Genomic DNA, 20,540 nt, shown 5'->3' on the forward strand with positions numbered 1-20,540 from the left:
GCTGGCGTCCGACGCCTTCCGGCGTGTTCGTCGCGCTGTGCGTCCTGCTCGTACTGATCGCCATCGGTGCCGCCGCCAGCGGCGCGCTGACGATCCCACGGCTGCGCATCCTGCCGCTGCTGCTGTCTGCGCCGACCGATGGCGAGGAGATCATGTGGCGCAACGTGCTCATCGAAGTGCGTCTGCCGCGCATCGTGCTGGCGATCATCGTCGGCGGCGGGCTCGCACTGTCGGGCGCCGTCATGCAGGCGCTGTTCCGCAATCCGCTCGCGGAACCGGGGCTCATCGGCATTTCGCTCGGCGGCGCGATGGGGGCCGTGGCGGCCATCGTGCTCGGCGCATCGGGCCTGTGGGGCATCGCACCCGCAGCCTTCGCCGGCAGTCTGGCCGCCACCGCCATGGCCTATAAACTCGGCAGCCTGCGGCCGGGCGTGGCCAATCTGCTGCTGGCGGGCGTCGCCATCAACGCCATCTGCGCCAGCTTCGTCGGCCTGTTCACGTATCAAGCCAACGACGTGCAACTGCGCAACCTCACTTTCTGGAACATGGGCAGCCTGGCCGGCGCCAACTGGAGCATGCTGGCGTGGCTGGTGCCACTGGTCGCCGTGCTATGTGCGCTGCTGATCCGCGATTGGCGCGCAATGAACGCGCTGCTGCTGGGCGAGCGCGAAGCGCAGCATCTTGGCTTTGACCTGAAGCGCCTGCGCCGCCGTCTGATCGTGCTGACGGCGATGCTCGTGGGCCCCTTGGTGGCCGTCACCGGCACCATCAGTTTCGTCGGCCTCGTGGTGCCGCACTTGATCCGCCTGCCGCTTGGCGCTGACCACCGCTGGCTGTTGCCCAATACATTGGTGGGCGGTGCGATCGCGCTATCGCTGGCCGACTGGGTGGCACGGTTGGTGGTGATCCCCGCCGAATTGCCGATCGGTATCGTCACCAGTCTGGTGGGCGGCCCCTTCCTGCTCTGGATGCTCACGCGAAAGGCTGCCTGACGTGCTCATCACTCGCCACCTCGGCTGTCGTCGCGGCGCGCGCCGCGTACTCACCGACATCAACCTCGAATTGCGCGCTGGCGAAGTACTCGGCGTGCTCGGCGCGAACGGCGCTGGCAAAACCACGCTGCTTGCAACGATTGCCGGCGAGTTGCCGGCTGGCGAAGGCGCCGTGCACCTCGATGATCGGCAGCTCGACACCCTGTCGCCCGCCGTCCTTGCGCGACGCCGCGCGGTGCTGCCGCAATCCCCTAATCTGAGTTTCGATCTGTCCGTGCGCGAAGTCGTGGCGATGGGGGGGTACCCCTTCCCCGAGCTATCGCCGGCCGAGCACGAATCGTTATTGCGGCGTGCGCTCACGCAGGCCGACGCTCAATCACTCATCGACCGCCGCTACCTTGGGCTTTCGGGTGGCGAACAGCAGCGAGTGCAGTTCGCCCGTGTCCTGGTGCAGGTGCAAGCCTGCCGCGCACAGGACGAATACCGCCTGCTGCTACTCGATGAGCCGACCTCCAGCCTGGACCCCAAGCATCAACTGATGCTGCTGTCCGCCGTGTATTCACTGACCCGTCGCGAGGACATCGCCGCGCTGGTGGTGCTGCACGATGTCAACCTCGCCGCGCACTGGTGCGATCGCCTTTTGCTGCTCGAAGGCGGCCACACCGTGGCCCTTGGCACGCCGGCCGAAGTGCTTACACCCGACATCCTCGGCCGGGTCTATGATCTGCCCGTTCGCGTGGTCAGCCATCCGGAGAACGCTGCCGTACCGCTCGTGGTGTTTGGCCGCTGCACACACGCCGCATGAGGACATGCCTTGAATCGATTGCACGTTGCCCGTTGTATCGCGCCGCTACTGGCCCTGACGCTTGCCGCCTGTGCGACATCAGGCCCGACGGCGTCGCTCGACCAGCGCATCGCGGCGCGACACGTCGTGCTGTTGGGTGAGGTGCACGACAACGCCGAAGGCCATCGCATCCGTTTCGACATGCTCAAGCGTCGCGTCGATGCAGGCTGGCGACCGGTAATCGCCATGGAGCAATTCGACCTCGATCGCCAAGCCGCGCTGGACGATGCCCTGCGCACCTGCGCGGATGCTGCATGCGTCATCCACGCAGCATCACCCGCCAATGCCGGCTGGCAATGGCGCTTCTATGAACCCGTGATCGATCTCGCCCTGCAACAGCACCTGCGCATCGTCGCAGCCAATGTGTCGCGTGCCGATGCCGCGCGCGTAATGCGCGAGGGCTTCGGTGCGGTGTTGGACGCGGACACGATCCGCGCGGCCGGGCTCGACCAGCCCTTGCCCGCCGATATCGATCGTGCACAGACGCGTGCCGTCGACGACGGACATTGCGGCCTGCTGCCGCCCGCGATGTTGCCGTTGATGGTGCGTGCGCAGGTGGCGCGCGACGCAGGCATGGCACGCGCTGTGCAGGCCCATGCGAAAGAGGGCGTCGTGCTGCTGGCGGGGAACGGACATGTGCGCCGCGACATCGGTGTGGCTCGCTGGTTTTCGAGCGTGGCACCCAACGACTTGATTGCCGTCGGCTTCGTCGAAGGTGGTGCGCCGGAAGGACAGTTCGATGCCGTCGTCACCCTCGCACCGATTGATCGCGGCGACCCGTGCGAGGGCGTGATGCGCCCGCCCTCACGCTGAGTCAAGGCGCGGGAGCCGACGACGCGCGTAACGTCAGCGCAGCGATGCCATAAGGCACGTGTTGCTTGCCCGGTAGCCAAGGCTTTTGCTTGCGGGCCGAAAATTCAATGACGAGGAGGTGGCGATCATCAAGCAGCGCCGCTGCTGGAATCGTCATCACATCGGAGCGTATGTCGCGGGACTCATAGCTCAGCTCTCCGATCTTCTGGCCATTCAGGCTCACCGCGACGCGCTGACGTGGCAGCTTGTCGGTCACGGCAGCCGTGCCTTCGATGACCAGCTCACGCGGCTTGCTGTCAGCGAGATTCAAGACAACTTCCGCGCGATTGTTGGCCATACGCATGCCGAACTGTTCGGACACCGAGAAATCGATGAGTTGAGGCGCCCAGCGCTCGTCCGCGAAGTCCATCCGCTCGCCCAGCCGGTACGGTTCAAGGCTGAGCAAAGTGCGCCAGGGAATACTGCGCCGCTCGATGAAATACAGACGATAGGCCTCGCCCACCTTCGGCGTCGCCATGACGTATGCAACGTACACATGGAACGCTGCCACGAGCGCGATGAGCGTCAGCAGGCAGGTTTTCGTCGCCGTAAGGCGGGTGCGATCAAGGAAGGGCATACCAGCCCTCCGTCCAGCGCAGCACCATCCACGGCGTCGTCAGCGCGAAACATCCCAGCAGCACCCATCGGGCGCGCGGCAAGCGCATGGCGATCCAGGCGAGAACAAACACGAATGCGAGCGAAGTCGCCACGTACCGCTGCAGCGAATCCAGCGAGCCTGTCGAAGCGGGCAACAGGATCGACAAAGCGCAGAAGATTGCCTCGCCGCGCTTGCCCCAGCGCCACGCTTTCCAGGCTCCGAACAGCGCGATCAATACCATCACGACGCGGATGCGCACGAGATAGCCAGGCGCAGCCAGCCCACTCCACAGTGCGGTGACCGGGTTGGAGAACACGCGCCCCCATGCGCGCTGTACGTGCGAGAACGCCAGCGCGTCGCCCATCAGTGAATGCAGGAACAACGCGTAAAGCTCCAGCCCGACCGGCACCAGCAAGAATCCGAGCACGATGCGCAGGTTCAGCGGCGAGAGCGCTTTCATCCCCCGCCAGCCCCCCCATGCGTGCCATGCGTACGCGAGATAAATGAATCCGAACAGAAAACCGCTGTTGCGTGTCGCGCTGGCCACCGCACCCGCCAGACCGGCCATCAGGAAGCGCCCATCCTGCAACAGCAGGACGCCAGCGACGATGCTGAACAGGAACAGCGATTCGGTGTATGGCGCCGAGAAGTACAGCGACAAAGGACAAAAGGCGAACAGCAACACAGCGAAGGCGGCGGAATCCCTCCCGACGATGCGAAGGAAGTACTGATACAGCATCGCGCATGTGCCCACGAAGGCCACCGCATTCATCGCCAAGGCAGTGAGCAACACGTCCACGCCGCTCAGCGCCGCCAACCACCGGGTCATGTAAGGAAAGAAGGGGAAGAACGCCCAGTTTGCGGCATCGCCAGCCGGATGCGCATTGGCCTCCGGCTGGTAGCCGCGCGCCATGATTCCGGAGTACCAGCCGCAGTCCCATTGACACATGGCGCGCCCGATGTCGCCGTCTTTCGCAAAATAGGCGGCCGTCGCAAGCACGATGAGGCGCGACACCGTCACGCACAGCAACACGAACGGCAGCGACACACGCCAATGGTGCGCCCCATCGTTCGGCAGGGGCATTGCAGCAGCAGTCATGAAACCGAAACAAGAAGTTGACAAGGCTGTGAATTCTCCCTCATCCAGCCCTGATTCGCTTCGCAAATAGTCAAAAGGGCAGCGGCGCTCCGGTCAAAGCCCCAACATCCGCGCCAGGCTTTTCTCTTCGGACTCCGGTTCGAGATTGATGTTTTTCTCCAGCACTTCCAGGTGCTCTTCCATCAGGCGAACGGCGCCTTCGGCGTCGCGTTGCTCGATGAGATCGACGATCCGCGCGTGTTCGTCGTGCTCGCAGGCGGCATTGCCCGGCGGTTCATACAGGGCCACGATGAGCGAACAGCGCGACACCTGCTCGATGAGGTAACGCTGCAGAATCGGGTTGCCCGCCACTTCGGCCAACTTCATGTGAAAGCCACTGGCCAGCCGCGCCCACTGGGGCTGGGGCAGGCGGTGCATGGCGTTGTGCTCTTGCTTGAGCATGGTGCGCAGCGCGGCGATGTCGGCGCGCGTGGCATTGGCGGCCGCCAGCCGCACGATGGCGGATTCGAGCACGCGGCGCGCCTCGAATGTCTTGCGGGTTTCTTCCGGCGTGGGGGCGGCAACGATCGCCCCCCGGTTGGGCCGCAACTCGACGATGTGGTCATGCGCAAGGCGCTGCAGCACCTTGCGCACCATCGCCCGGCTGACGCCGAAGATTTCGCACAACGACGCCTCGGGCAACTTGGTGCCGGGCGAGAGCCGCTGTGTCATGACGCTCTCGAAGACCGCATCGTAAATGCGCGCTTCGATTTCCTCCGACGAGTGCCCACCCTGCTCGTCTTCAGCCATGGGCTCGGCCTGTTTGCTGCGACGGATATCAGGGCCGCTTTCCGGCCGGGCAATGCGCTTGCGTGACATGGATGCGTGACGGTTGGGGTGGAAGATTGTCGACAATCCGATACGTCATTGGGGCGACATAGAGTGCCACAACTGGATCAGGCCAGTGCGGCATGCAACGCCACCGCCAGACGAATGAGCGCCAGATCGCTCCCTGCCGGGCCGATCAGCGACACGCCGGCGGGCAGCCCTTCGCGCGTGCGGAATGGCATGGTCACCTGCGGCAGCCCGGCCAGCCCGGCCACGCAACAGATGCGCAACGTACGCATGCGGATGTCGTCGATCTCCGCGCCGCCCGCCGAACGCAAAGGCGCCACGCTCGCCGCTGAAGGCACCACGGCCACCGCGTCGTTACCCAGCAGGTCGCGCACATGCAGGCGGATGCGCGAGCGCTGCGCGACGGCCTCATCGGCCTGCACCGCTGTCACCGACGCTGCGTGGGTCCAGCGCGAGGCAATGGCAGGTGCAAAACGCGGCTCGTGCGTTGAAATCCATTCGCCATGCGCCTGCCAGCCTTCGAACGCGCCGCTCGTAACGTAGATCCGGCGCCATGCGTCGAGCCCTTCTTCGCCCGCGACGGCCACCGATTCGCCGCGCAGACTGCGCGACAGCAGCGCAAACACATTCTTCAACAGCGGTTGAAAGCGCTCTTCGGCGAGTGACCAGGTATCGCTCAACGCCAGCGCACGCTGAGGGGACAGCGACGACGGCGGCAGCAGGGTCTCGCCCACGCGCAGGAACGTTCGCGCATCGCGCGCCAGCCATGTCGGTGTGTCATAGGCGGGGTGCAGTGGCACCAGACCGTCGACCGGCAACAAGCCGTGGGTCGGACGCAGGCCCCAAACGCCGCAGTAGCTGCCGGGCACGCGCGTGGAGCCGCCCGTATCGGTGCCGAGCGCAAAATCAACCAGCCCGGCAGCGACCGCTGCGACCGAGCCGCTCGATGAACCGCCGGGGATGCGATCGGGCGCGGCACTATTGATCGGCATGCCGTAGTGCGCGTTGTCGCCGTGGATGCTGTAGGCCAGTTCGTCGGTGATCACCTTGCCCGCCAGCGTGGCGCCTGCCGCTAGCAAGCGTTCCACCAACGCGCTGTGCCGGGTCGGTAACGCATGGGTGTCGAGCCACACCGGGTTCCCGGCGCCGGTGGGATGACCCGCAACGTCGAACAGATCCTTGGCTGCGAAGCGAAGTCCCGAGAGCGGCCCGTGCGACGCTCCCTCGATCACGAAACGGCCGTGTGGCACCCATGCATTGACGCTGTCTTGAATGGAGAAATCAGTGGTCATGTGAAGCAGTCTTTTCGGTAGTGTTGTTCGTACGAAGGCAATGGACTCACGCGTGGCGCGCAGCGTGAGCGCAGATGTCCCCCGGCGTGGCGATCCACGCGAGCCCTTCGTCGCGCGCCTTGGCAACGTGCATCAGGGCACGGCGCAGGTGACGCAGTCGATACGGCTGACCGACGATGTACGGATGCAAGGCGATGCCCATGACGAGTGGCTGTTCGCGCGACTGCAGGAGCATTTCGTCGAAGTTGTCGATGATGAGATCGGCAAAATCACGCCCGTCCATCTGGCGCGCCACGATCATCGGAATGTCATTCACCTCTTGCGGATACGGCACCGACCACAACTCCTGCCCACCACGCGTGCGCATGGCATGCGGCTGATCGTCGTGGCACCAGTTGAGCGTGTAGCGGTAGCCCGTCTCGGCCAATAGATCGGGAGTGACAGGACTCTCCGATATCCACGGCGATAGCCATCCGGTCGGTAATGCACCACTCTCGCGCCCGATGCGTTCGCGGCAGTGCGCCAGCAAGGCGCGCTCGGTCGTCTCGTCGAATTCGCCCTGGCGCTGTGCGTTGCTGTGGCCGTGCGCGATCAGCTCGTCGCCCCGCGCAGCGAAGGCCGCGATCAGTTCAGGGCAGTGATCGTAGAGCGCGCTGTTGACGATGGCGCCCGTCGGCAGCGCGAGGCTGTCGAAGAGGTCCAGGCAACGCCACGCTCCCACCCGATTGCCATATTCGCGCCAACTGTAGTTGAGCACGTCCGGCTGCGGGGAGACCGGGCCGATGCATGCGCCAAGCCCTTCACCAAATGCGAAGTGTTCGAGGTTGAATCCGATGTACACCGCCAGCCCCGCGCCTTCACCCGCGCCCGGCCAGCGGTAATGGGCGCGACGTGTAATGGGGCTGTAATCAAAGCGCTGATGATGGCGCAGCGGGCCAAAGTCACTCATGCGCGGCGCTCCGCCATGGGTGACGGCCACGGCTCGGCCAGCCCGGCGCGGACGAGCATCCATTCGGCGCTGTCGTTCCATACATCCATCTGCACGATGCGTCCGTGACGCACGACGTAGCGGTCCACGTACCGGTTGCCTTCGAACGGCGTACCGTCGGGCCAGGCGCCATACAGCGTGCCGATGTTGTAGACCACGGCCTCCTCTGCGGTCGCACCGGCGACGACGTCGGTGCGCTCGAAGCGCTTTTTCACCCACGCGTAGCGCCCCGTGTTGAAGGCACTGCAATCGGCGGGGGCGCGCATCTCACGCCCTCCGGTAAAGCGGATCCGCATGGCGGGGTCAGTGAAACGGCGCGCACCTTCGGGGTCGGGAATCATGATCACCCGTAGGAACGCTTCGACCAGCGCGCCCGGTTCGGTCGGGATCTCTTCCAGGGCAACCGCGCCCTGCCTTGATGCATCACTCATGGGTTTTTCTCCTTGTCTGCACCGCACCGGTGCGCCCCGTCGGCCATCGCTTGAGCGCGTGCGGCCTGCGACAACTTGTGAGCATAGGCTGTGCCAGATTGTCGACAATATTAGCGCTTACATGTCGGCATTTTCGTATCACGAATGACAACAATGGCATGCTTCATGCATCCGGACGGATCGAGGCTCCCTGGAGTCCACCACTCTGACCACGCAGCTTTCTATCTGGAGAACGAGTCATGCAATCCGTCACCCGTCGTACCGTGCTGGCCGCATCGATGGCCGCCTTCGCTCTGTCCGCCGCCCCCCACGCATTTGCAGCCGAGCCGATCAAGATCGGCCTGGTGACCGCGTTGTCGGGCCAGTCCGCGCTGGCGGGCGAAGCACTCACTCGCGGTATGACGATCGCAATCGAAGAGATCAACGCCAAGGGCGGCCTGCTTGGCGGACGCAAGCTCGAACTGGTGCGCCGCGACGACGAAGGCAACCCGGCCAAGGGCGTGACCGCTGCGCGCGAGTTGATCTACAAGGAAAAGGTCGCGGTGCTGTTCGGCGGGCTGGATACGCCAGTGTCGGTCGCCATCGTTCAGATGACCAACCAGGAGAAAGTGCCGTTCATGGGCCCGTGGGCAGCCGGCACGCCGATCACCAAGAACGGCGCCAAGGTCAACTATGCGTTCCGCGTATCGGCGGTCGATGAGATTGTCGACAAGGCAATGCTCAGCTACTCGCAGAAGACCTTCAAGGCCGCCAAGCCCGGCCTCATTTTGGTCAACAACGCATGGGGCGAATCCAACGAGCAAGGCATCGTCGCCGCACTGGCCGCCAAGGGCATGAAGCCGGCCGGCATCGAGAAGTTCGAAGCCAACGATGTCGACGTCGTGCCGCAGCTCACACGCCTGAAGGCCGCTGGCGCGGACACGCTGTTCATGGTCGGCAACGTCGGTCCCTCGGCGCAGGTCGTGAAGTCGCTCGACCGCATGGGCTGGAAAGTGCCGGTGGTTTCGCACTGGGGTCCGGCGGGTGGCCGTTTCACCGAACTGGCGGGGCCCAACGCCAAGAACGTCCACTTCGTTCAGACCTATAGCTTTTTCGGCAAGCAGTCCCCGGTGGGCGACAAGGTCGTCAAGGCGCTCAAGGCCAAGTATCCGGACATCAAGGATGTGGATGACATCACGCCGGCAGTCGGCGTCGCCAATGCGTACGACGGCATGCAACTGGTCGCCCAGGCCATCGCCAAGGCCGGCTCGACCAATGGCGATGCGGTCCGCGAAGGGTTCTACAAGATCGATCGCTACGAAGGCCTCATCAAGACCTACGTGAAGCCTTTCTCGCCGCAAGAGCATGATGCGCTGGGCGAAAACGACTACGTGTGGGCGTACTTCAATAACGACTACATCCTCCCGGTGGGCATGGCGTCGCGCTGAGCGGATCACGCTTCAGCACGATAAGCAGAGAGGACCTGGCAAGGCGGAGCCGCATGGCACCGCCGCACCCCACAAGCAATTCGATCGGACACACCATGCTTTTACTTTCCGCACTCGTCAGCGGGCTGGGCCTGGGCAGCATGTATGGCCTCATGGCGCTGGGCTTTCATGTCACCTACGCCGTCTCGGGCACCGTCAACTTCGCACAAGGCAGTTCGATGATGCTGGGCGCCGTGCTCACGTTCGCACTCGCGCGCGGCCTGGGCTGGCCGCTGGCGCTGGCCATCTGCGCGGCACTCCTGTTGTGCGCACTTTATGGCCTGCTCGTGGAGTTCTTTGCCGTGCGCCCCTTCGCCAGCCGAGGCTCGGACGCCTGGCTGATGTCGACAGTGGCGCTGGGCATCGTGCTCGATAACGTCGTGATGTTCTCGTTCGGCAAGGAGCCGCGCAGCCTGCCGTCGCCCCTGGCGCAAACACCGATCGATTTCTCGACGCTCGGGCTCGAAGGACTGGGCATCTACCCGCTGCAACTGGTCATTCCTCTCGTTGGTCTTGCGCTGGCATGGGCGCTGCACTTCGTCGCGCGCCGCACGCGTTGGGGCACGGCGATGCTGGCGGTGGTGCAGAACCGCGACGCTGCGCGCCTGATGGGCATTCCCATCCGCCGCGTGGTGGCAGCCGCATTTGCGCTGTCGACGCTGTTCGCCGGCGTAGCAGGCGTGCTCATCGCGCCGCTGGTCAACGTGCACGCCGACATGGGCACGCTGTTCGGCTTGAAGGCCTTCGCCGTCGCCATTCTCGGCGGCATCTCCAGCGCATGGGGCGTGATGATCGCCGGCCTGCTGTTCGGCATCGTCGAAGCCAGCGTCACCGCCACGCTGGGCTCGGGCTACACACAGATCATCACCTTCTCGCTCGTCATCGTGGCACTCGCCGCGCGCCCCAATGGCTTGTTCGGTCGTGCGGAGGTACGCAAGGTATGAACACGCATCCCACCGAAATCGAAGCCGTGCTGGCGCAGCAACCGATGCGCGCCACGCGGCCGGTCATGACGAGTCTCGCCCCGCTCGGGGCGTGCGCGATGGTCGTAGCCCTCGCGCTTGGGCTGGCGATGAACGTCAATGGCTATTACGTCTTTGTGCTCGCCAATGTGGCATTGCTGGCCATGGTCGGCATCGGACTCAACGTGCTGCTCGGGCTGTCCGGGCAAGTGTCTTTCGGCCATGTGGGCTTCTACGCCATCGGCGCGTATGCGCTCAGCATTCTCACCACCAAGGCCGGCTGGAGCTTCTGGGCTGCGTGGCCGACGACGGCCTTGCTCGCAGCAGGCGTCGGCGCACTGCTGGCGCTGCCCGCGCTACGTGTAAAGGGGCCATATCTGGCGATGATCACCATCGCGTTCGGCTTCATCATCGAGCACAGCATCGTCGAGGCGCGCGAACTGACGGGCGGGCAGAACGGGCTCATGGGCATCGTGGCGCCCGCGCTGAGCGAAACACTGCGCGGCGAACGGGCCATCGCGGTGCTGGCGATCCTTGCGGCAGCGGTGGCATTCGCAGCCTTCGCGCTGCTCTCGCGCGGCACATGGGGTATTGCCATGCGCGCGGTGCGCGACAGCGAAACCGCATCCGAATCCATCGGCATTCATCCGCTGGTGGTGAAGACAGTCGCCTTCAGCCTGTCGGCCCTGCTGGCCGGCGCGGCGGGCGCCTTGTATGCGCCGCTGTCGGGCTTTGTCACACCCAACAGCTTCGGCTTCATCCAGTCGATCCTGTTCGTGCTGGTGGTGATGATCGGCGGATCGGGCAGCCTGGCCGGGCCGATCATCGGCGCGCTCATCGTCGGCCTGCTGCCAGAACTGCTGTCGAGCCTGGAGGAATACCGCCTGCTGTTCTTCGGCATGTTGCTGCTGGTCGTGCTGTGGGCGGCGCCCGAAGGCATGGTCGGCCTTGCACGCCGCGCGTTTGCCTTCCAGCGCGAAGCAATCAAGTCCAGACCCTTGCCCGCCGTCCGCCCGGCAAACCTGCCAAGCCGGGCGCGCAAGACGCTGCGTGCGGACGACCTGAGCATGGTGTTCGGCGGCGTACGTGCCGTCAGTGGCGTGGGCTTTGAAGTGCGCCCTGGGGCCGTCACCGCGCTGATTGGCCCGAACGGGGCCGGCAAGAGCACGGCACTCAATATGCTCAGCGGTTTTTACACGCCGACCACGGGCCGCGTACTGCTCGACGATGCAGCCTTGCAGGGGCGCGGCGCATGGCGCATCGCCCGCCGGGGCGTCGCACGCAGCTACCAGACTTCGCAACTGTTCGGCAGCCTGAGCGTGCTCGACAACGTGGCACTGGCGATGTCGCGCGGGCGCCTTGGCAGTCTGCTGAGCGATGAACGCATGCACGCAGCAGAAGCCATCGAGCGCGCTCGTGCCCTGCTCGATTGGTGCGGCTACGCGGGCGACGTGTCGATCGCCTCCAAGGGCCTGGCGCACGTCGACCGCCGTCTGGTGGAAATCGCACGCGCGCTGGCCGGCGACCCAGACGTGTTGCTGCTGGACGAGCCCGCGGCCGGTCTTTCGCGCAAAGACAAGTCGCGCCTGGCCGCACTGTTGCGACGCATCGCCGACGCCGGCATCGGCGTGGTGCTGGTCGAACACGACATGGCGCTGGTGATGGAGATCTCGGACCACATCGTGGTGCTCGACGCTGGCCAACTGCTCGCGCAAGGCACGCCCGCACAGATCCAACAAGACCCGGCCGTGCGCCGCGCTTACCTTGGTGAAGGCGGCATGTCGCTGGCGCCCGCGCTGCGCACCGCACCGGTCGCCGGAAACGAAGTACTCGGCATCGGCGCGCTCACCACGGGTTACGGTGCCGACCCGGTGCTCAACGCGGTCGACATCCGCGTCAACGAAGGCGAAATAATCGCCCTGCTCGGCGCCAACGGCGCCGGCAAGAGCACGCTCATGCGCACGCTGGTGGGCCTGCACCGGCCATTCACTGGCGGCATCCACGTAGGCGGCGTGGAACTGGCGACCCTGCGCGCCGAACAGATCGTGGCGCACGGACTGGTGCTGGTGCCTGAGGGTCGCCAGGTATTCCCCGAACTGAGCGTTCTCGACAACATCCGGCTCGGCGCCTTTCTCCATCCGCAGGATCGCGAAGCCCGCGTTGAAGCAATGCTGCAACGCTTTCCGCGCCTGCGTGAGCGACTGCACCAGCGCGCTGGCCTATTGTCGGGTGGCGAACAACAGATGCTGGCCATCGCCCGTGCGTTGATGTCGCGCCCGCGCGTGCTGTTGCTCGACGAGCCCTCGCTGGGGCTGGCGCCAAAAATCATTGAAGAACTGTTCGCCGCACTCGACCGCCTGCGTGGCGAGAACATGACGCTGCTGCTGGTCGACCAGATGGCGGCGCTGGCGCTGGCGCTTGCCGACCGCGCCTACGTACTCGAGAACGGGCGTGTGGTCGCGCAAGGCACCGCCGCCGAGATCGCTGCCGACGAAACGCTGACCAAGGCCTACCTTGGCGGGCACTGAGGGACGACGCAATGGAAATCAACCTGCCTGATGTCGTGGCCGAAGTGTCCGCCGCCTTCATGCGCTACGAAGCCGCGCTCACTGGCAACGATGTCGCCGTGCTCGACGAGCTGTTCTGGGACAGCGTCCACACGGTGCGCTATGGCGCCACCGAGAACCTCTACGGCGTCGATGAGATCCACGCGTTCCGCAAGGCACGTCCGTCGCGAGGCCTCGCGCGCACCCCGCAACGCGTCGCCATCACGACATTCGGCCGCGACTTCGCCACGGCGGACATGGAGTTCGTGCGCGAGGGCGAAGCGCGCATCGGCCGCCAAAGCCAGACCTGGGTACGCCAACCGGAAGGGTGGCGAGTGGTCGCAGCACACGTGTCGTGGATGGACGCGACACGCTGACAGCAAAAACGGAGAACTCGCGTGTCTCACAGCAAAACCTGTCGTGGCGGCATGGTGACCGCCCCTCACCATCTGGCGGCACAGAGTGGCGCGGCCGTTCTGCGCGAAGGCGGCAACGCTGTCGAGGCCATGGTCGCAGCAGCCGCCACCATCGCCGTTGTGTACCCACACATGAACGGCATCGGGGGCGATGGTTTCTGGCTGATCGCCGAGCCGGGCAAAGCGCCCGTTGCCATTCGTGCGTGCGGACAAGCGGCCGGATTGGCGACGCCCGGCTTCTACGCCGAGCATGGCGACGCAGTCATTCCAGCGCGTGGCGCACGCGCCGCACTGACGGTGGCCGGCGCGGTCGGCGGCTGGCACGCAGCGCTGCAGGCGGCGGCAGATTGGGGCAAGCCATTGCCGTTGTCGCGATTGCTCGAAGACGCCATTCGACACGCGCAGGAAGGTGTCGCGATTTCGCGCTCGCAGGCGCAGCTCACGCGCGACAAATGGCCGCAGCTCGAACACGTCGGCGGCTTCGCGCGCACCTTTGCGGAACACGGTCTGCCGCGATGTGGCGACACGCTGCGCCAGCCTCGACTGGCAGCGACGCTGGCGCAGTTGTCACGCGCGGGACTGGACGATTTCTATCGCGGCGATCTTGCGCGCAGCATGGCGCGTGATCTCCAAGCCGCCGGTAGCCCGGTTCGCTTGAGCGACCTGGAAGTGTTTGGCGCGCAGCCGCTCGCACCGTTGTCAGTCGAGATCGGTGCCGGTCGCCTGTTCAATCACCCACCGCCTACGCAGGGCATCAGCTCGCTGGCGATCCTCGGCATCTTCGATCGGCTCGGCGTGCGCAAGGCCGAGAGCTTTGCGCACTTGCATGGCCTGATCGAAGCCACCAAACGTGCCTTCCGCTGGCGCAATGCGCACGTGGGCGATCCGGCCTTCATGCGCAGCGACGCGGCGGCCTTCCTCAGCGATACATCGCTTGCTCACGAAGCGGCCCAGATCGACATGCAGCGCGCAGCGCCGTGGCCTGAACTCGCCTTGCCGGGCGACACGGTCTGGTTGGGCGCGGCGGATCGGCAGGGCCGCGTGGTGAGCTACATCCAGAGCGTGTACTGGGAATTCGGCAGCGGGCTGGTGCTGGAAGAGTCCGGCGTGCAATGGCAGAACCGGGGCGCGAGTTTTTCGCTCACGCCGGGGCCCAATGCGCTGACACCAGGGCGTCTGCCGTTCCACACGCTCAACCCGGCGATGGCGCAATTGCGCGACGGCCGCATGATGGCCTACGGCACCATGGGGGGCGAAGGCCAGCCGCAAACGCAGGCAGCGGTGTTCTCGCGTCACGTGCTCTTTGGGCAGGACATGCAGGCCGCTGTCACCGCTCCACGCTGGCTGCTCGGCCGCACCTGGGGCGACGAGACCACCAGCCTCAAGCTTGAATCGCGCTTCGATGGCGCGCTGGTCGACCAGCTCGTGCGAGCGGGGCATACCGTACAGGTCGTTGATGCGTTCGACGACATGATGGGCCACGCGGGCGCCATCAGCTTTCATCCAGACGGGCGCATCGAAGGCGCTACCGACCCGCGCGCCGACGGCGCCTGCGCCGGGATCTGACTCGGCCCGCGCCCTTCGATCAGACGCGATACTGCGCCACCGCGCGCTGCATGCGCGCCACGTTGGACTGCAGAACGTGCGATGCGCCTTCAGTGTCGTTAGCGATGCCGAGGTTCTGATCCGACAGGCGTGCGGCCTCTTCCACGCCGCGCGCGACTTCGGCCATGGCGCTGCCCTGCTCCGCTGCCGAGTGCGAAATCTCGGAGACCATCTGCAGTGTGTTTTCCATGTGTCCGTTGATGGACTGCAGCGATTCGTGGGCCTCGTGCACCAGGCTCACGCTGTCGGACACCTGCGTCGCGCTCTGGCGCATCGATGACACGGCCTCCGCCGTGTCGGCGTGGATACGCCCGATCATGCCGTCGATTTCTTCAGTGGCCTGCGCGGTACGTTCGGCGAGTTTGCGGACCTCGTCCGCCACCACCGCAAAACCGCGCCCCTGCTCGCCCGCACGGGCCGCTTCGATCGCGGCATTGAGTGCCAGCAGATTGGTCTGGGTGGCGATTTCCTTGATGACCAGGGCCACGCTGCCGATTTCGGTCGTGCGATCGCCGAGCTTTTCGACCGTCTCGGCCGAGCGGCTGACGGTGGTCGACAGCGCATTGATCGTCTCGGTGGCGAGCGCCGACAGACGAGCGCCCTCACGAGCGCGCGCGCCGGATTCGCTGGCTGCCTCGCGCGTGCCGACGGCATGCGCGGCGACTTCTTCGATGGACACCGCCATTTCTTCCACTGCAGCGGCGGCCGATGAGGTCGTGGAGTTCTGGCGCGTGGCGGAACTGACCAGCGCTTCGATGCTGCCGTTGATGGACGCGGTGGTCTCCGACACTTCGCGCGTCGCATCACCCACCACCTGCAAGGTGGCGCGCGTGGCGGCGATCTGCGTATCGAGCCTTGCCGCGATGTTGCCGATGATGTCGTGCTGGCCGGGCTCCAACGCGCGCGTCAGGTTGCCGCTGGAGAGCGTCTCTTCGAGGAAGGCGTCGATGCGCTTGAGCCGGCGCAGCGCATGCGGCAAGTGCAGCACCGCCATGTAGATGGCCGCGCACAAGGTCAGTACCGCAATCGTCATGTGCGTCGTGTGCAGCCAGCCCTGATCGTTGAACTTTCCGGAGGCAACGCCGACGATCTGCGCAACGAGCGCCAGCAGGACGAATGCGTACAGACGCGCCTCGTGCGACAGGGCCAGTTCGATGGCGCGCGAATGATTGCGCACCACGCGACCATTCCGGATGCGCAGCGACTTGTCCCCTTCGCGCAGGCGTCGGTATGCCTTGTCCGCGGCGACGATCTGTTCGCGCGTCGGGCGCGAGCGCACGGACTGGTAGCCCACGACCGTGCCGCCTTCGCGAACGGGCGAAGCGTTAGCGACGACCCAGTAGAAGCCGCCGTCCTTGCGCCGGTTCTTTACCAGGCCCTTCCACGGCTTGCCTGCCTTGAGCGAAGCCCACATGTCGCGGAAGGCATCCGGCGGCATATCGGGATGGCGGATCATATTGTGCGGCTGGCCTTCCATTTCTTCCGGAAGAAATCCGCTTATTTCCGCGAACGCTCTGTTCGCGTAGGTAATATTCCCGCGCAGGTCGGTTCGCGAATAAATGAAGACATTATCGGGAACCAGAGTTTCGACCTGCGTGACCGGCTGATTATTGCGCATTGCCCTGCACCATTCTTGAATATTCGCGCCACGGCGCGCTCGTGCTTGCGGCCGTTGCGGCCGGTGCACCGCCCGGATCGTACGAGCCGGCAAGCCGGACGGATGGGCAACCTGTCGCAATCGTAGCCTTCAAAAACAAACGCTTATGGCATGCCACACAATTTTTCAAATTCAATTTAAGACAATGGCGCGAACGGACGCGGTCGAATGCCGCGCCGCAAAAGGCAGTGAGCGGATATTTCGGGTGACGATATTCGTATCCGTAAAATCGAATATCAAATTTCAATCTCTGAATTGCGATAAGCCTCATGGCTTGCGTGATATCAATTGGCGCTGGAGATTAGCAACCGAGGCCTTAATCGTTTCATCGATCCACCGTAAACGCAGGTGCCAAACAACGCGGGAAGCATGATGAAACTGAAGCAGAGGCTGATCCTCTTTGTGTCGCTACTGGTGGCGGCGAGCATCGTGGTGTTGTCCACGGTGGCCTATCGCCGGATGAAGACCGAGATCATTTCGGGCGTGGAACACGAGATCCAGGCGGTGATGCAGGGCAACGGTGCGGCGCTGGCGCGCTGGGCCGGTCAGCGCGAAGACGCCATCCTGGGCGCAGCGGAACATATCGGTGCCGATGATGCGCCCACGGTGGCGCTGAAGACCGCCAAGGCCGGCGGACGATTCGACCAGACGTTCGTGGGCTTTGCCGACAAGCGCATGGTCTACGACAACCCGGACAAGCAGGCCCCGGATGGCTACGATCCGACGGCGCGCCCGTGGTACGGCAAAGCCAGCGCGGAAGGCAAGCCGACGATTTCGGCGCCGTACCTCTTTGCTTCGACCAAGCAATTGGGCGTGACCGTTGCTGCCCCGATGGTGCGTGATGGCCGACAGGTGGGCGTGGTTGGCGGCGACATTGCGCTGCAGGACGTGCTGGCGCTGATGAAGGACATCAAGCTGCGCGGCGACGGTTTCGCGTTTCTCGTCACGCACGATGGACTGATCGTCGCCCATCCGAAACCCGACACGGTGCTCAAGCCGGTGAGCGAAGTCATTCGCGGAATGGACGCGAAGACCATCGCGCAATTGTCATCGTCGCACGGCCTGACGGAAATGCGCCTGGATGATGCGCCAGTGTTCGTCAGCGTGACGACGATCGCCGGCACCGACTGGTTGCTCGGCACTGTCATCGACCGCGGCAAGATCCTGCACCCGCTCGATGCGCTGCTGATTACGCTGGTGATCGCGGGGCTGGTCGTTGGCGTGCTGGCCCTCGGCGTCGCCAAGTTCGCGCTCGATCGCCTGTTCATCGGTCTCGACCGACTGCGCGCAATGCTCGAAGAGGTTGCCAGTGGTGGAGGCGATCTGACGCATGAACTGCCGGTGGAGCGCCGCGACGAAATCGGCCTGACCGCGGAAGCGTTCAATCGCTTCATCGCCATCCTGCGTGGCATGTTCAGCAAGGTGCGCGACGAGTCGGTCAGCCTCGCGCGGCAGGTCGATGCATTGCATACCGTGATCCAGACGATCTCGACGGATTCGCAGAAGCAGGCGGACATTTCGAGCGCCTCGGCAGCCACCGTCGAAGAGATCACGGTCAGCATCAATCACATTGCGGACAGCGCGCAGGACGCCGAGCGCACGGCCATCGACACGGGCAAGGTGTCGCTCGAATCGGCCGAAGCGGTGAATACGCTCACGCACGAAATCGATCGTATCGCCCTGGCCGTCGGCACGCTGTCGGAGACGCTGGGCTCGCTCGGTACGCGATCGACCGAAATCAACGGCATCGTCGCGGTGATCAAGGAGATCGCGGAACAGACCAACCTGCTGGCGCTGAACGCCGCCATCGAGGCCGCTCGCGCGGGCGAGCAGGGGCGCGGCTTCGCCGTGGTGGCCGACGAAGTGCGGCAACTGGCCGAGCGCACGTCGAAGGCGACGGTGGAGATCGGGCATCGCATCGCGTCGATCCACGGCGACATTCAGTCGGCATTGAGCAACATGTCGCGTACGCGCGAGTCGGTCAGCGCCGGCGTGGGTACCGCGCATACGGTGGCCGGGAAGATGGCGGGTATCGATGCGCAGATGCAGAGCGTGGTCTGCGCCATCCGCGACATCGCGGGCTCGACGCGCGAACAATCTGCCGCGACTCACGACATGGCGCGTGCTGCCGAGCAGGTCAATCGCATGAGCGCCCAGACCGACAGCGCAATCCAGTCTGCCTCCGGCACCGTGGCCGAACTCAATGGACTGTGCCGCGATCTCGACGGATTGGTCAGGCGGTTCAAGCTGTGACGATCGCCGCGTGCGCGGCCTTTGCGCCCACGCCAATGTCCCTGCCGTGCGGCGCCGGCCGATCCTGCGCGTGACGGCTGGACCGGGAGCGACGTCGCGGCATGGACTTTGTGGCCGGCCTGGGTTCGAATATCGCTCACGCCGGCCGCTCCATCCGCCCCGCTCAACGCACGCACGAGGAGAAGAACGATGGCAATTCCGCACGCCAAGTCTGGAGACGTCGTCACCGTCGGTATTCCGTTGCCGCCCGACACGAGCCTCGAAGGGCTGGTGTCCGAAACGCTGATCCGCGACGAGCACATCGAAGTGTTCCGCTTCGTCCTGGAGCCCGGAACCCGCATGCAGGAGCACCGCGCCTCGGGGTCGCTGACCATCCAGTGCCTGCTGGGCGAAATCGAACTGAGCGCGCACGGCGCGACGCGCATGCTCAAGGCAGGAGATCTCGTCCACTTGCGCAACGCCGAAGCCCATGCCGTCGCGACCGATCAGTTCACCGTATTGCTGCTGACGCTGTTCCTGAACCGCGTGTAGAGACCGCGCGTCGGGTGGGCGAACGCGGCAGCTCTCCCGGTATAGACTCCCGGTCCAGTCACGCAACACAAACACCCGGCAACACCCTTATGGACCCGCTTCTCCTTCAATTGTCCTCGACTGTGCCGCGCGCGGATTCGGTCGAGCAACTCACCCGTCCGCTACTGGAGATCCTGAGCACCGTCGCAGGCATGGAATCGACCTACCTGACGACGATCGATCTCGACAACGGTACGCAACACGTCAAGTTCGCGCGCAACGCCGGCGACATGCAGATCCCGGAAGGGCTCGACGTCCCGTGGGACGACACGCTGTGCCGGCGTTCGCTCGATGAGGGGCGGACGTACACGCCCGATGTGTCGGAATGCTGGGGCGATTCCTCCGCGGCGCGCGCCCTGGGTATCCGTACGTACGTCAGCGCGCCCGTGCGCGCCTCGGATGGTCTGCTGCTCGGCACGCTGTGCGCAGCGAGCGCATCGAGGCAGCCACTGGCACCGGCGTCGGAAGCGCTGCTGCAGTTGTTCTCCAAGCTCATGGGTACGTGGCTTGAGCGGGAGCGACTCGTCGCCCAATTGAGCGAGGCAAACGAACGGCTCGCCACTTACGCGCTGGTCGACACCCTCACCGGCCTGCCCAATCGCCGTGCCATCTGCGACGCACTCGAACGCGCGCTCGCTCAGGCGGAGCGGGACGGTACGTCGGTACTCGTGGGGCTCGTCGACATGGATCGATTCAAGGGCATCAACGATACATACGGCCATCAGGTCGGCGACCTGTTCCTGCGCGAATGCGCCCAGCGCCTGCAGGCGAGCTTGCGAGGCATGGACATGATCGGACGCCTGGGCGGCGATGAATTCGGCGTCATCGCTCCCGGCCCGGCCGTCGATTGCGCACGCGCGGTGCAACTGCTGGAGGACCGCCTCGCCACCGCGACGGTGGGCGAGTTCCATCTGCGAAATGCGCAGTTCACGTATGGGGGCGCAAGCGTGGGCGTCGTCGCGGTGATGCCCTCGCAAGTGAGTCCGGAAGAAGCCTTCCGCCTCGCCGACGCACAGATGTACCGCGTCAAACGCGAGCGTCGTGAACTGGCGATCCTGGATTAGTCCGGCCAACGTCGGAGGATTGGCGCGCGCCGGTCCGAAAGTCCAGAACAAGAAAAAAGCCCCCACTCCGC

Annotated in this window: 19 protein-coding genes and 1 pseudogene; 13 read left to right on the plus strand and 7 right to left on the minus strand. The window is 65.0% G+C overall.

Annotation, left to right across the window (positions count from 1 at the left end; translation table 11 throughout):
• From ACDA63_RS15205 to ACDA63_RS15215, 3 genes are all read left to right on the plus strand, one after another.
• A partial coding sequence (locus tag ACDA63_RS15205) for a FecCD family ABC transporter permease (RefSeq protein WP_373664123.1) occupies positions 1–992 on the plus strand: 992 nt, incomplete at its 5' end.
• 1 nt (position 993) lies between these two features.
• Positions 994–1,797, plus strand: coding sequence for a heme ABC transporter ATP-binding protein (locus ACDA63_RS15210; protein WP_373664124.1), 804 nt, complete (start codon positions 994–996; stop codon positions 1,795–1,797).
• 9 nt (positions 1,798–1,806) lie between these two features.
• Entirely contained in the window at positions 1,807–2,649 is an 843-nt protein-coding gene (locus tag ACDA63_RS15215; RefSeq protein WP_373664125.1) for a ChaN family lipoprotein, read from the plus strand.
• 1 nt (position 2,650) lies between these two features.
• Here ACDA63_RS15215 and ACDA63_RS15220 read toward each other — a convergent pair whose 3' ends face one another.
• The 6 genes from ACDA63_RS15220 to ACDA63_RS15245 form a co-directional block, all read right to left on the minus strand.
• Positions 2,651–3,166, minus strand: coding sequence for a hypothetical protein (locus tag ACDA63_RS15220; protein ID WP_373664126.1), 516 nt, complete (start codon positions 3,164–3,166; stop codon positions 2,651–2,653).
• 85 nt (positions 3,167–3,251) lie between these two features.
• Positions 3,252–4,385 carry a hypothetical protein gene (locus tag ACDA63_RS15225; RefSeq protein ID WP_373664127.1) on the minus strand — a complete coding sequence of 378 codons (1,134 nt, stop codon included), beginning with the start codon at positions 4,383–4,385 and terminating at the stop codon, positions 3,252–3,254.
• Positions 4,386–4,478: 93 nt separating this feature from the next.
• Positions 4,479–5,243 (minus strand): GntR family transcriptional regulator, encoded by a 765-nt coding sequence (locus ACDA63_RS15230; RefSeq protein WP_373664128.1) that lies wholly within the window; start codon positions 5,241–5,243, stop codon positions 4,479–4,481.
• A gap of 77 nt (positions 5,244–5,320) precedes the next feature.
• A complete protein-coding gene (locus ACDA63_RS15235; RefSeq protein ID WP_373664129.1) occupies positions 5,321–6,511 on the minus strand; it encodes an amidase in 1,191 nt (396 codons plus the stop codon).
• Between the two features lie 46 nt (positions 6,512–6,557).
• A complete protein-coding gene (locus ACDA63_RS15240; protein WP_373664130.1) occupies positions 6,558–7,460 on the minus strand; it encodes a polysaccharide deacetylase family protein in 903 nt (300 codons plus the stop codon).
• On the minus strand, positions 7,457–7,930 hold the full coding sequence (locus ACDA63_RS15245) for a hypothetical protein (protein WP_373664131.1): 474 nt from the start codon (positions 7,928–7,930) through the stop codon (positions 7,457–7,459). Before ACDA63_RS15245 ends, ACDA63_RS15240 begins: the two co-directional genes overlap by 4 nt.
• Before the next feature lie 239 nt (positions 7,931–8,169).
• Here ACDA63_RS15245 and ACDA63_RS15250 point away from each other — a divergent pair, with 239 nt between their 5' ends.
• From ACDA63_RS15250 to ACDA63_RS15275, 6 genes and pseudogenes are all read left to right on the plus strand, one after another.
• Positions 8,170–9,357 carry an ABC transporter substrate-binding protein gene (locus ACDA63_RS15250; protein WP_373664132.1) on the plus strand — a complete coding sequence of 396 codons (1,188 nt, stop codon included), beginning with the start codon at positions 8,170–8,172 and terminating at the stop codon, positions 9,355–9,357.
• A 95-nt stretch (positions 9,358–9,452) separates the two neighbouring features.
• Complete coding sequence (locus ACDA63_RS15255) at positions 9,453–10,340, plus strand: branched-chain amino acid ABC transporter permease (protein ID WP_373664133.1); 888 nt, start codon at positions 9,453–9,455, stop codon at positions 10,338–10,340.
• 128 nt (positions 10,341–10,468) lie between these two features.
• A pseudogene (locus ACDA63_RS15260) lies at positions 10,469–12,124 on the plus strand (ATP-binding cassette domain-containing protein); the annotation flags it as partial.
• A 69-nt stretch (positions 12,125–12,193) separates the two neighbouring features.
• Positions 12,194–12,886, plus strand: a complete 693-nt coding sequence (locus tag ACDA63_RS15265; RefSeq protein WP_373664190.1) for an ABC transporter ATP-binding protein — start codon at positions 12,194–12,196, stop codon at positions 12,884–12,886.
• An 11-nt stretch (positions 12,887–12,897) separates the two neighbouring features.
• Positions 12,898–13,281, plus strand: coding sequence for an oxalurate catabolism protein HpxZ (gene hpxZ, locus ACDA63_RS15270; protein WP_373664134.1), 384 nt, complete (start codon positions 12,898–12,900; stop codon positions 13,279–13,281).
• A 21-nt stretch (positions 13,282–13,302) separates the two neighbouring features.
• Complete coding sequence (locus ACDA63_RS15275; protein ID WP_373664136.1) at positions 13,303–14,886, plus strand: gamma-glutamyltransferase family protein; 1,584 nt, start codon at positions 13,303–13,305, stop codon at positions 14,884–14,886.
• Positions 14,887–14,905: 19 nt separating this feature from the next.
• Here ACDA63_RS15275 and ACDA63_RS15280 read toward each other — a convergent pair whose 3' ends face one another.
• Positions 14,906–16,486 carry a methyl-accepting chemotaxis protein gene (locus ACDA63_RS15280; protein ID WP_373664191.1) on the minus strand — a complete coding sequence of 527 codons (1,581 nt, stop codon included), beginning with the start codon at positions 16,484–16,486 and terminating at the stop codon, positions 14,906–14,908.
• Between ACDA63_RS15280 and ACDA63_RS15285 the strand changes: the two genes are divergently transcribed.
• The 4 genes from ACDA63_RS15285 (at position 16,370) to ACDA63_RS15300 (ending at position 20,469) form a co-directional block, all read left to right on the plus strand.
• Complete coding sequence (locus ACDA63_RS15285; protein ID WP_373664192.1) at positions 16,370–16,669, plus strand: hypothetical protein; 300 nt, start codon at positions 16,370–16,372, stop codon at positions 16,667–16,669. The two genes, ACDA63_RS15280 and ACDA63_RS15285, sit on opposite strands and share 117 nt — an antisense overlap.
• Positions 16,670–16,951: 282 nt before the next feature.
• Positions 16,952–18,835: a methyl-accepting chemotaxis protein gene (locus ACDA63_RS15290; protein WP_373664137.1), complete on the plus strand. Its 1,884-nt coding sequence runs from the start codon at positions 16,952–16,954 to the stop codon at positions 18,833–18,835.
• 189 nt (positions 18,836–19,024) lie between these two features.
• Positions 19,025–19,366: a cupin gene (locus ACDA63_RS15295; RefSeq protein ID WP_373664138.1), complete on the plus strand. Its 342-nt coding sequence runs from the start codon at positions 19,025–19,027 to the stop codon at positions 19,364–19,366.
• A gap of 89 nt (positions 19,367–19,455) precedes the next feature.
• Positions 19,456–20,469, plus strand: a complete 1,014-nt coding sequence (locus tag ACDA63_RS15300) for a diguanylate cyclase (protein WP_373664139.1) — start codon at positions 19,456–19,458, stop codon at positions 20,467–20,469.
• The last annotated feature ends 71 nt before the right edge of the window (positions 20,470–20,540 follow it).

The sequence above is a fragment of the Uliginosibacterium sp. sgz301328 genome (assembly GCF_041807905.1).
In the GTDB taxonomy this organism is placed as follows: Bacteria; Pseudomonadota; Gammaproteobacteria; order Burkholderiales; family Rhodocyclaceae; genus JBGVSA01.

Excerpts from the sequence above, each read along its gene's own strand:
- hpxZ (WP_373664134.1), top strand. The coding sequence starts at position 12,898 with ATGGAAATCAACCTGCCTGATGTCGTGGCCGAAGTGTCCGCCGCCTTC.
- ACDA63_RS15290 (WP_373664137.1), top strand. The coding sequence starts at position 16,952 with ATGATGAAACTGAAGCAGAGGCTGATCCTCTTTGTGTCGCTACTGGTG.
- ACDA63_RS15255 (WP_373664133.1), top strand. The coding sequence starts at position 9,453 with ATGCTTTTACTTTCCGCACTCGTCAGCGGGCTGGGCCTGGGCAGCATG.
- ACDA63_RS15220 (WP_373664126.1), bottom strand. The coding sequence starts at position 3,166 with ATGGCGACGCCGAAGGTGGGCGAGGCCTATCGTCTGTATTTCATCGAG.
- ACDA63_RS15300 (WP_373664139.1), top strand. The coding sequence starts at position 19,456 with ATGGACCCGCTTCTCCTTCAATTGTCCTCGACTGTGCCGCGCGCGGAT.
- ACDA63_RS15285 (WP_373664192.1), top strand. The coding sequence starts at position 16,370 with ATGGCGGATCATATTGTGCGGCTGGCCTTCCATTTCTTCCGGAAGAAA.
- ACDA63_RS15250 (WP_373664132.1), top strand. The coding sequence starts at position 8,170 with ATGCAATCCGTCACCCGTCGTACCGTGCTGGCCGCATCGATGGCCGCC.
- ACDA63_RS15245 (WP_373664131.1), bottom strand. The coding sequence starts at position 7,930 with ATGAGTGATGCATCAAGGCAGGGCGCGGTTGCCCTGGAAGAGATCCCG.
- ACDA63_RS15235 (WP_373664129.1), bottom strand. The coding sequence starts at position 6,511 with ATGACCACTGATTTCTCCATTCAAGACAGCGTCAATGCATGGGTGCCA.
- ACDA63_RS15230 (WP_373664128.1), bottom strand. The coding sequence starts at position 5,243 with ATGTCACGCAAGCGCATTGCCCGGCCGGAAAGCGGCCCTGATATCCGT.
- ACDA63_RS15225 (WP_373664127.1), bottom strand. The coding sequence starts at position 4,385 with ATGACTGCTGCTGCAATGCCCCTGCCGAACGATGGGGCGCACCATTGG.
- ACDA63_RS15295 (WP_373664138.1), top strand. The coding sequence starts at position 19,025 with ATGGCAATTCCGCACGCCAAGTCTGGAGACGTCGTCACCGTCGGTATT.
- ACDA63_RS15240 (WP_373664130.1), bottom strand. The coding sequence starts at position 7,460 with ATGAGTGACTTTGGCCCGCTGCGCCATCATCAGCGCTTTGATTACAGC.